A 10,470-nucleotide genomic window follows, 5' to 3' on the forward strand; every position below is an offset into this window, starting at 1 on the left:
GACACTTAAGCTGGATTACAGGTGAGTCGCCCAGAGGCAGAGCAAAGTCTGCGAGACCCTCGATCTAGACATCCTGTTTGCATCTTGTCACAGGGGTCAATTGCTGTCGATACGCCTGCACCTCTGATTGGCTCTCCTATAGACCCAATTCCAGTGCCAGATTTGAGTAAGGTTAACTACCATCTAACGTGTAGAAGGCGGCGGCCACTTTGCCAAGGTGAGAAAGCAGCCGCGAGAGCCCCAAGGCTACATTTTGCCGGTTCAAGCTGTCATCAATTCACGAAAATAGCGCCTGTCTTTTGCAGATCTAGGCAATGGTCGCCAGAGACATCGTTGACCCGGCGCACCTCTACGGTGATGACATTCAACGGATCCACGCTCACCCGGTAGCCCACGGGAGACAACATCGGCGTGTTGATGGCCATGCAATTGGGGATGGGTAGATTGCCTAGGCGCAGCGTTTCTCCCGGCGGAAGTTCCGACACCTTCTGCCGCGGATCCGTAAAGCCATATTCCAGAGGCAGACCAGTGCGATTGTGGATCACCAGCTCGGCAGGCAGGTTGGGGTTGAAGCGGGCCACCGGCTGGTCAAAGACCGATTGGTCCACCCCCACTGGCAGGCGCGGTAGCGGCACTGTTTGAAAGGCAGGCTGAGCGACGGCCCGGTGTCCACCTACCCAGACTGACAGAGCGGCCATGATCCAGCCAATTCTCTTGCTTTGTTTTGTGGGTCTCATGCTTCTGTCTCGGAATGGGGGATGCCCTTCCTCGCCTGCTTGTATTGTTCCCAAAAAGGGCCGGCCAGACCAGATGGCCGCTGTTTTTTCAAGGGTACGCCTCAACAAGGGGGTTGCGGGTGAGTCTGCACTGTTTTGCTGGTCCTGCTGCTCAAGTTGTCAGCCTTTCCACCAGGCAGCAAAAAACCCAGCAGAGAAGGGATCCCTGCTGGGCTCAGGCCGGAGAAGCCAAAACCTTAGCATAGGAGCCGGCGGGCAGTATTGAGCACATTCTCCACCGTGAAGCCAAACTTCTCCATGCACACAGGGCCGGGGGCGGAGGCGCCAAAGCGGTCAATGCCAATAGCTACCCCTTCAAAGCCCAGGTACTTGTGCCAGCCAAAGGTAGAGCCGGCCTCGACGGAGATGCGCTTGGTAACGTTGGGAGGCAAGACAGAGTCGCGGTAGCTCTGGGGCTGGGCCTCAAACAGCTCCATGCAGGGCATGGAGACCACCCGTACCGCCCGACCTTCCTGGCGCAGTTGGGCTGCAGCCTTGACTGCCAGCTCCAGCTCCGAGCCGGTGGCAATCAAGATAAGCTCCGGGTTGGGGGCATCCACCACCACATAGGCTCCCTTGGCCACTCCCTCAATGGAGGTGCCTTCCACGGGGTTGACCGCCTGCCGGGTAAACACCAGCACCGAAGGGGTGGATGTAGACTCGAGGGCTACTTGGTAAGCTCCCACCGTCTCGCGAGCATCAGCGGGGCGGATGACGTAGAGGTTGGGAATAGCTCGCAGGGAGGCCAACGTCTCAATGGGCTGGTGGGTGGGACCGTCTTCTCCCAGAGCCACTGAGTCGTGGGTCATGATGTGCAACACCCGTGCCCGCGAGAGGGCCGACAGCCGGATGGCCGGCCGCATGTAGTCGCTGAAAACTAGGAAGGTGGCGTCGTAGGGGATGAGGCCGCCGTGCAGAGCCATGCCGTTGGCAATGGCCCCCATGGCGTGTTCCCGGACTCCAAAGCGGAAGTTGCGCCCATGGTAGGAGCCGGCTTGAAACTCTGGGATCCCCTTCAAGTAAGTCATGTTGGAGTGGGCTAGATCGGCGGATCCGCCCAGTAGCTCAGGCACCACCTTGGCTAGAGCGTTGAGGCAAAGCTTGGAGAGATTGCGGGTGGATTCCCTGCCGGTTTCAGCAATTGGGGCGAGAGCTTCTTTCCAACCCACAGGCAGTTCCCCCGCCATGATCCGTTTAAACTCAGCAGCCTCCTGCGGGTAAGCCTTCTCGTAGGCAGCAAAGCGCTCGTTCCACTCGGCCTCAGCCTTGGCCCCTTTTTCAATGGCTTGGCGGAAATGGGCCAACACTTCGTCGGGGATGTAGAACTCCGGCTCCAGCGGCCAACCCAGATTTTGTTTAGTGAGCTTCACCTCTTCCGGTCCCAGCGGTGCCCCGTGGACGCTCTCGGTGCCCGCTTTGTTGGGGGAGCCGTAGCCAATAGTGGTCTCGACAATGATTAAGGAAGGCTTGTCGGTAACTTCCTTAGCTTTCTGGATAGCGGCGGCAATCCCCTTCAGGTCGTGGTTGCCATCCTCTACTTTTTGCACATGCCACCCGTAGGCCTCGTAGCGTTTGCCCACATCTTCGGTAAAGGTAATTTCCGTTTTGCCATCGATGGAGATGTGGTTGCTGTCGTAGAGCATGATGAGCTTGCCCAGCTTGAGGTGGCCAGCCAGAGAGGCTGCTTCCGAGGCCACCCCCTCCATGTTGCAACCGTCACCCAAGATTACGTAGGTATAGTGGTCAACAATTGTGTGGCCGGGCTTGTTGAAGCGGGCGGCTAGGTGGGCTTCAGCAATGGCCAGGCCCACGGCATTGGCCACTCCCTGCCCTAGGGGGCCAGTGGTTACTTCCACACCAGGAGTTTCAAAGTTTTCCGGGTGGCCAGGGGTTTTGGACCCCCACTGGCGAAACTGCTTGAGATCTTCAAGACTAAGGTCAAAGCCAGTCAGGTGTAGCAGAGCATACTGCAGCATGCAGCCATGGCCTGCCGAGAGGACAAAGCGATCCCGATCCACCCACTTGGGGTTGCGGGGGTTGAACTTGAGGAAATGCTGCCAAAGCACATAGGCCATGGGTGCTGCCCCCATCGGCAGGCCAGGGTGGCCGGAGTTGGCCTTCTGAACAGCATCCACCGCCAAAAAACGAATGGTGTTGATGGCAAGTTGTTCTAGAGAGGGAGGAGCAGCAACAACCATGTGGGATCCCTATCGCTCAACATTCGCTTTTCAGTATGAGTATGCCTTGACACTCCTGCTGACTAGGTTCGGGGGACTCTTGCACAGACCCAAAACAGGCTCGTAAAGGGGCTGTCAAACTGCCCCTAGACTTCCTTTAGGCAAGCTGGGCCGCTTTCGCGGCCGCGTCAGCAGGAAGAAGTCTTTGGTTCGGTAGCAACAACCCTAGTCTAGTATAAGTTGGCCCCTAAAGTTGCTTGGGGGCTTTTCTGCCCCGCCTCGTATGTTCTCCTGACGCGGACAGGAGGAGGACCAAGTCGTTTCCAGAGGTTTTGGCTCTTGCAAGGCGCTGGGAGCAGCGAGGTCGGCTCGCTACCGAGCCAAATGAGAGAATAAGCTGAGAGATACGCAAGTTGCCAGTGGCGCTTGGTTGGAGGGTTTTCTTTGGGCGCTGTTGCTTCCCCTAGTGGCAAACCCCCCTGGCTGCGGGCCAAGGCCCCCCAGCGGGTGGGATCCGTCAAACACCTATTGCGGGACTTAGGCCTGAACACCGTCTGTGAAGAGGCCTCTTGTCCCAACCTAGGAGAATGCTTTGCCAACGGCACTGCCACCTTTTTAATCATGGGCCCAGCCTGCACGCGCGCCTGCCCCTACTGCGACATCGACTTCACCAAACGGCCTCCGCCTTTGGATCCCACTGAGCCGCTGCGGGTGGCGGAAGCCGTGCAACGGCTGGGGTTGCGCCATGCCGTGATTACCTCCGTCAACCGGGACGATCTCCCCGATGGGGGAGCCAGCCAGTTTGTTGCCTGCATTACCGAAATCCGCCGCCGCATGCCCCAGACGACCATCGAGGTCTTGATCCCAGATCTGTGCGGCAACTGGCAGGCCTTGGAGCAGATTCTCGCTGCCCGCCCCACAGTGCTTAACCACAACACGGAAACCGTGCCCCGCCTCTACCGGCGGGTGCGCCCCCAAGGGAACTACGAGCGCTCCCTCAAGCTGCTGGAGTTGGCGCGGCAGTGGGATCCCGGCCTCTACACCAAGTCAGGAGTAATGTTGGGTCTGGGGGAAACCGCCGCAGAGATTTTGCAGGTCATGCAAGATCTGCGCCAGGTAGGGTGCGACATCCTTACTCTTGGCCAATACCTGGCTCCCAGTCCCAAGCACCTGCCAGTGGAGCGCTACGTGCCCCCGGAGGAGTTTGACCACTGGCGACGGGTGGGAGAAGAGCTGGGCTTTTTGCAGGTGGTGTCCTCCCCGCTTACCCGCAGCTCCTACCATGCCGAGGCTGTCCAAGAGCTGATGCAGCGCTTTCCCCGCCCAAGAACTCCCCTGGGAGGATAGGCCGACCGTTTGCCTCAACGGGACGGACTCCTGGCGGGGCTGGCTCTTTGCCAACGGTGGGAAGGCACTTAGCAGCGGCAGTTTTGCAAGCTGGTCAGCTGCTGCGCGGCAGCCAGCCAGTGGCCCCAGGGAGAAGCCCCAGCCCAGACAGAGGAGGATTTTCTACGCTAGAGGGATGCGGTAAGATTGAAAAGTGAAGAGATAGGAGGGGCAGGCGGTCGCGTCCTCGCTGTCGCCACTAGACAGCAGGATGAGGAAAGTCCGGGCTTTCAGAAGAACACACCGCTGGGGAAAGCCCAGTGCGGGAAACCGCGAGGATAGTGCCACAGAAACATACCGCCGATGGCTGGGTCCCAGCACAGGTAAGGGTGCAAAGGTGGGGTAAGAGCCCACCAGCAGCGTCGTGAGGCGCTGGCTCGGTAAACCCCGGTGGAAAGCAAGGCCGCAGCTGCAGGATTATGGCTGTTCTTCGCCCCTGTCAGCTGCACCGAGGTCACGGTACTCAACCAAGCAGTTGGGGAAGGGTGGTCTCGGTGGTGGTGAGCCGCTAGAGGGTGATGGTAACATCACTCCCAGAGAGATGACCGCCAGTGAGGGCTGCTCCTTGGAGCACCCCACTACAGAACCCGGCTTACAACCTCCTCATCTCTTCTTTAATTACCCAGCCCTGAGGAGATTTTTTTCAGGGCGGGCTGTAGGCCTGCTTCATGCCCGTCAGGGCTGCCATCCACAGCTCTACACAGGCTTGCAGGAGAGCGGGGACGCTGGGGCAAGACATACCTTTGTCCGCTGGGTTAGACGAGGGCTGGTCGGTGTTGCTGCAGGGCAAGCCAGCAGTAACGGCCAGCAGAGCTGCCCCTAGAATCATCAAGTGGAGAGTCCCAGCAGCTGCATGAAGGCGCTCAGAGTCGATTGCCTGTAGGTCTGGGCTGGGGATCTGTTTCAGGTAGTTGTAGAGCTGCTCTTGTGCCTGCAGGAAGCCTGCTCTCAAGGCACGGCGATGCTCCTCGGAGTAGGAGCCTGCTTCTCCCACCAACGAGCGCACCAGTTCAGGGTTATCGGCTAGAGCTTGGAAGCAGGTTTGGACATAGCGGAGGAGAATGGCCTGCAGCTCAGCGCTCTGGAAGGTGGTGGGATCCGCTGGAAGGGGTAAGTCGGCAACACCGGAGAAAACTCCCAGCTCAGCGAATACAGCTAGGAGCAGCCCCTGCTTGCTGCCAAAGTGGCGAAACAGGGTTACTTCATGAACCCCGGCCAAGTCTGCAATTTGCCGAGTGGTCGTCTGGGCAATGCCCTGACGGACGAACAGCTCTCGAGCTGCCTTCAGCAGCCTTTGCCGGGAAGAGGGACGTGCCATGGTGGGTGATGGGGTAAGGAGCCAAGAGAAGATCCTGAAGATGAAAAGCAGTCTGCAAGTATCACTTGCACTTGGGGTGAAATATCGTTAAGCTTAACCTCAGGCGAGATACCATCGGCCACTCTTTTGCTCTCTTGCTTCTAGCCGTCTCCCTTGCTGAGGCTTGCACCGGTAAGGGAAAGAGGGATTCAGCGCATTTCTTAGCGCTGGAGAAAAGCGGCTTTTGCATGAGAAGCAAGCGTGCAAGGAGCGATTGAACTCTGCTCTACTTTTTTCTCTACCTTGAGGTTTGTCTAGTTCATGACTGTCTCCCTTTCCCCCAATTCCTTGGGCAATCCTAACGACCCTGTTCCCTTGATTCAACCTGAGTCCCGGAAGCCTTTTCGGTTTGCTTGGGAGTTCGTTCTTTTTTTCATAGTCCTCCACAGCGTTGCTTTGGTGGGTGGCATTCTTTTCTTCTCCTGGTCTGCCTTGGGAGTAGCCCTATTTTTCCACTGGTGTTTTGGCAGCTTGGGGATTTGCTTGGGGTATCACCGCCTTCTCAGCCATCGCAGTCTCCAGGTGCCCAAGTGGCTGGAGTATGTCTTTGCTACACTTGGTACCCTGGCTCTTCAAGGAGGGCCAATCTTTTGGGTAGGTGGCCATCGCCAGCACCACGCGTTTACTGAGGACGAGGAAAAGGATCCCTACTCAGCCAGCAAAGGCTTTTGGTGGAGCCACATGCTTTGGCTAATCTACCAGCGAGAAGAGTTCTTCAACCCTGAGAAGTATTTTGCCTTTGCGCCAGACTTGGCTCGGGATCCCTTTTACCGCTGGCTGGACAAGTATGGGCTACTGCTGCAACTGCCGCTAGCTGCTGGGCTCTATCTGGTGGGGGGGTGGCCGTTTGTTATCTACGGCATCTTTGTACGGACGGTGCTGCTGCTGCACTGCACCTGGTTGATCAATTCAGCCAGCCACTTCTGGGGCTATCGAACGTTCGAGAGCAACGACAATGCCCGTAACCTTTGGTGGGCTGCTCTTTTGACCTACGGCGAAGGCTGGCACAACAACCATCACGCTGATCCAAAGTGCGTAAAAGCAGGCTTGCGTTGGTGGGAAATTGACATGACCTACTGGGTCATTTGGCTGCTGGCGCAGCTAGGCTTGGCCCGTAAGCTGCACCTACCAGCTCAGAGTCAGTAACTTCCCGAGGCGCTTCTGCTCCAAAACTTTTCCAGCTAAAAAGTAGGCCAGGGATCCTTATCTAGGATCCCTGTTTCGCCCACCTAGGACACTAATCTTCTAGGGGGCTATACTGCCATGGCCCATAGTGGTCAAGAATGCGCTGAATTTGCTCTCTATCAGCCTCTGGTGCTTGGTAGATGTGCAGTGCCTCAATTTGGCTAGCAGAGTAGTCAAAGGTGGGATCTTTTCTCCATTCCAGCTGCGTTTCTACGCCGGGAATGCAAGCCAAGTGGGCAGCCAGCTCCCGATAAACCATCAGGGGCATGGAGGCATACCGAACGGCATAGCGCTTCAGTCCAGCAGGAACCACAACGGTTACCTCATTAGTTCTGCTTCCTTACTTGGATAACACAGTTTGCTCCCAGGGAGCTCTTAGGGAGGAGGAAACACTTTCTGGCGGACATCCTCAGCAAAAGTTTCCACGGCCTCTCGGATTACCTGTCTTAAATTGGCGTAGGCCTTAGCAAAAGGCGGGATTCGCTCACTTAAGCCCAGGAGGTCATGAGTGACGAGGATCTGACCGTCGCAGGCAGGGCCGGCTCCAATTCCCAAAGTTGGGATCTGGAGTTGCCGGGTAATCTGCGCGGCTAAGTCCGCCGGCATATGTTCCAGGACTAGGGCAAAAGCTCCCGCTTGCTCTAGGTTCAAAGCTTCCTGGCACAGCCGCTCTGCCTCTTCCGGTGTTTTTCCCTGCTGGCGGTAGCCCCCCAGCTGGTGTTTAGCCTGGGGTGTGAGGCCAATGTGGCCCAGAACGGGGATCCCTCGCTGCACCAAAAAGGCAACCGTTTCCACCATAGCGGGGTAGCCCCCCTCCAGCTTCACCCCATTGACTCCCGCTTCCTTGATTAGCCGGCCTGCCGAGAGGAGAGCCTGTTCTTTGTGGACTTGGTAACTCAAAAAGGGCAGGTCAGCCACCAGAAAGGCCCGCACTACCCCCCGGCGCACCGCCTGGGCATGGTGGATCATCTGTTCCAGCGTCAAGGGCAGGGTGCTACTGTAGCCCAGGCTGGTCATGGCCAGGCTGTCGCCCACCAGGATCAGGTCAATCCCAGCCTGATCCAAAATCTGGGCTGTGGCGTAGTCGGCAGCCGTGAGGGCCACCAGCGGTTGACCTATCTGCTTAGCCTGGCGAAAGTGGTGAATGGAAAGGGCAGCCATATCTCCATGATCTCATTGCAGGGGCCGCCTTCTGGACTAGCTACACTCCGCAGGCGCCCCCCTCTGTCCGTAGGACGGTCGCGGTAGCAGGGCGGAGGGCAAGGATCGGCGGGAATGCAGCTGTGGTAATGCATAACTCCAATATGACTCAAGTCCTGCCTATTGCTTGCAAACTCAAGGTTTCTAATGGGTAAGCGGGACAGGGCAGAGAAAACTTCAACCTCCCCGCTATTAGGAAGTTCATGCTTAGTTTAGCCAGGAGAGAAACCGTCCAGTGAAAGTATTCAGGACTGGCTTTCCCCTAAGCCGCAGCAATGCCGCTGGAGGAGAGGCAGACCCTCCTGGTGCGAGGGTGATGGGGGGCTGGGCGTACTGTAGCTGGCTTGCTACCTACAGGGCTACCCTTTGCCTCGGCGGGGCGGGGTTCTTGAGCCGGCACTCTCTGTTCGGCCCACACAGGATAGCCTGTTTGTCGCTAATATGTTGTTGTGATGGATAGATGGAAGGGTGACAGAGTGGTTGATTGTGGCGCTCTCGAAAAGCGTTGTGGCCGTGAGGCCACCGTGGGTTCGAATCCCACCCCTTCCGTGGTTACTCCTCCTACGTTGCAAGCCCAAGTGCATCCCCTCATTGGGCGCCTTGCGGAGGCGATTCTGAGCACTTGGGGATCCCACCTCGCCTTGACCCCCTATGACCTGCCCGAGGATCTGGGCTACGTGGAGGGCCGCCTAGAAGGCGAGAAACTGCAGATTGAAAACCGCTGCTACCAGGGGGGGCCCTTCCGCAAGTTGCACCTGGAGCTGGCCCAGGCTGGCCAAAGCCTGGACATTCTCCACTGTGTCATGTTTCCTCAACCGCAGTACCCGCTGCCGCTGTTTGGCTGTGACATTGTGGCCGGCCGCGGCCAGGTAAGTGCTGCCATTGTCGATCTCTCACCGGTTACTCCCACTTTGCCAGATCCCTACATCCAGGAGCTGGAAGCCCTGGGATCCCATCGCGCTCCTTTTCAGCAGCGACGGCAACTTCCCTCCTGGGGGACGATCTTCTCCCCCTACTGCCTGTTTGTGCGTCCCACTAACGAAGTCGAGGCCGAGCGCTTTTTGCACTTTGCCTGCCGTTACCTGGAGCTGCACTGCCAGCTGGCGCACCAGATCCCCCCGCAGACGGATCCCAGCCAGATTATGGCGCACTACCAAGGGCAGCAGCGCTACTGCAGTCAACAACAGCAAAACGACCGCACCCGCCGCGTTTTGGAAAAAGCTTTTGGCCCCGCCTGGGCCGAGCGCTACATGAGCACCGTCCTTTTTGACTTGCCCCCCAGTCCTCTGTAGATCTAGGGCCATTCGCCTCAGGGGGACGGTGTCCTTTCTAGACGGGTTCCCCTTGCAGCCGCCGTTGGATGCTCAACGCCAATTTCTGCCCCAGCAACTCCGGCAAAGTTGGGGCTGCCTCCGGGCCTAGCAGGTAGAAGATAAAGCGCACCCGTTTGCGGCGGAGCAGCAAATTGAGGTTAACAACGGTCAAATCCTCCTGCGCCAGAGCGGTCATTACCCGGTAAAATACACCTGGCTGGTTGTCCACCTCCACTAGTAGCGTGGGCAGGTGAAACAGGGGGTCAAGATAAAAAGAAACCTGAGTGTCCTTTAGAGCAGCCTTGAGATCAAACTCCAGCGCCAAGGTTTCATGAACAGGAAACACTCCTGCCAAGCACTCGTGAATGGCCCGTTCTAGGCTAAGTTTGGTTTGGGCAGAAAGGCTGTGCCCATCCCGCGAGACAGTGACCCGGATAAATACCAAGTGGGGTGCGTAGATCTGCCCGTAGAGATGGATGCTGTGCACTGAGAGATTGAATGCCGTGAGCACCCCAAACAGATCGCTGAGCAGAGAGGGGCGATTGCGGTAAGCTAGACAAACCAGTGTCTTACAGCGCTCGTCCTGCATCTGCACCACTGCCTTGCGAGTCTGGTAGAGGGCATAGGCCAGACGCAGGTTTTGCACCTGAACCTCGCTGCTGACAAACTGGCTGTAAAAAGGCGGAAAGCTCTGGTTAAAGCGCCGCATCAGAGCTGTTCGCGTCAGGGGGACGGAGCTCTTGCCAGGGTTGACCTTGAGTAGATGGGGATCCCCAGCTCCCCCTCCTTGGTCCACCTTCCGCTCCCCGGCCGGCTCGAGAGAAGGTGGGGTGCCCTGTTCTGGTGACTGCTCGGCTACCATTCCTCTCACCCCTTGCATGGCCACTTGACAAAGAACACAGCTTAGCTCCCTCCCCTCGTGCAGAGCTTTGCCAAGGATACGAAGTGCGCGTTCAATTCTTCTCCTGTTCTATCCCAGGGGATCGAGGGGGGCATCAAACCCCTCATCAGGGGGGCTGCCCGTTAGCGGGTGATCCTAGACTAGAAAAGAACTGGCTTGCCCAAGCCAAGGGGTA

9 protein-coding genes, 1 tRNA gene and 1 other RNA gene are annotated in these 10,470 nt (G+C 57.8%); 5 read left to right on the top strand and 6 right to left on the bottom strand.

The genetic code is table 11. From position 1 onward, the window contains the following. Nucleotides 1-272: 272 nt before the first annotated feature. Both NW827_RS10355 and tkt read right to left on the bottom strand, forming a co-directional pair. Nucleotides 273-737 carry a hypothetical protein gene (locus NW827_RS10355; protein ID WP_414503653.1) on the bottom strand — a complete coding sequence of 155 codons (465 nt, stop codon included), beginning with the start codon at nucleotides 735-737 and terminating at the stop codon, nucleotides 273-275. Between the two features lie 236 nt (nucleotides 738-973). Next, nucleotides 974-2,974: a transketolase gene (gene tkt / locus NW827_RS10360; RefSeq protein ID WP_414503654.1), complete on the bottom strand. Its 2,001-nt coding sequence runs from the start codon at nucleotides 2,972-2,974 to the stop codon at nucleotides 974-976. A 423-nt stretch (nucleotides 2,975-3,397) separates the two neighbouring features. Between tkt and lipA the strand changes: the two genes are divergently transcribed. Both lipA and rnpB read left to right on the top strand, forming a co-directional pair. After that, nucleotides 3,398-4,300, top strand: a complete 903-nt coding sequence (gene lipA / locus NW827_RS10365; RefSeq protein ID WP_414359687.1) for a lipoyl synthase — start codon at nucleotides 3,398-3,400, stop codon at nucleotides 4,298-4,300. 202 nt (nucleotides 4,301-4,502) lie between these two features. Beyond that, nucleotides 4,503-4,950, top strand: an RNA gene (gene rnpB, locus NW827_RS10370) — RNase P RNA component class A. 32 nt (nucleotides 4,951-4,982) lie between these two features. Here rnpB and NW827_RS10375 read toward each other — a convergent pair. After that, nucleotides 4,983-5,657: a TetR/AcrR family transcriptional regulator gene (locus tag NW827_RS10375; RefSeq protein ID WP_414503655.1), complete on the bottom strand. Its 675-nt coding sequence runs from the start codon at nucleotides 5,655-5,657 to the stop codon at nucleotides 4,983-4,985. A gap of 300 nt (nucleotides 5,658-5,957) precedes the next feature. Between NW827_RS10375 and NW827_RS10380 the strand changes: the two genes are divergently transcribed. Further along, nucleotides 5,958-6,842, top strand: a complete 885-nt coding sequence (locus NW827_RS10380) for an acyl-CoA desaturase (protein WP_414404000.1) — start codon at nucleotides 5,958-5,960, stop codon at nucleotides 6,840-6,842. Nucleotides 6,843-6,933: 91 nt separating this feature from the next. On the opposite strand, the gene NW827_RS10385 is transcribed toward NW827_RS10380, so the two are convergent. Together NW827_RS10385 and panB are read right to left on the bottom strand one after the other, a co-directional pair. Next, a complete protein-coding gene (locus tag NW827_RS10385) occupies nucleotides 6,934-7,194 on the bottom strand; it encodes a hypothetical protein (RefSeq protein WP_414359680.1) in 261 nt (86 codons plus the stop codon). Nucleotides 7,195-7,256: 62 nt separating this feature from the next. Then, entirely contained in the window at nucleotides 7,257-8,042 is a 786-nt protein-coding gene (gene panB, locus NW827_RS10390; RefSeq protein ID WP_414359678.1) for a 3-methyl-2-oxobutanoate hydroxymethyltransferase, read from the bottom strand. A gap of 501 nt (nucleotides 8,043-8,543) precedes the next feature. On the opposite strand from panB, the gene NW827_RS10395 reads away from it, so the two are divergent. Together NW827_RS10395 and NW827_RS10400 are read left to right on the top strand one after the other, a co-directional pair. Then, nucleotides 8,544-8,630, top strand: a tRNA-Ser gene (locus NW827_RS10395). Continuing rightward, nucleotides 8,630-9,373 carry a phycocyanobilin:ferredoxin oxidoreductase gene (locus tag NW827_RS10400; RefSeq protein WP_414503658.1) on the top strand — a complete coding sequence of 248 codons (744 nt, stop codon included), beginning with the start codon at nucleotides 8,630-8,632 and terminating at the stop codon, nucleotides 9,371-9,373. Before NW827_RS10395 ends, NW827_RS10400 begins: the two co-directional genes overlap by 1 nt. Before the next feature lie 37 nt (nucleotides 9,374-9,410). Here NW827_RS10400 and NW827_RS10405 read toward each other — a convergent pair whose 3' ends face one another. Next, entirely contained in the window at nucleotides 9,411-10,256 is an 846-nt protein-coding gene (locus NW827_RS10405) for a hypothetical protein (RefSeq protein WP_414403999.1), read from the bottom strand. Nucleotides 10,257-10,470: the final 214 nt, after the last annotated feature.

It is taken from the genome of Synechococcus sp. H70.1, from assembly GCF_047502705.1.
Taxonomy (GTDB): Bacteria; Cyanobacteriota; Cyanobacteriia; order Thermostichales; family Thermostichaceae; genus Thermostichus.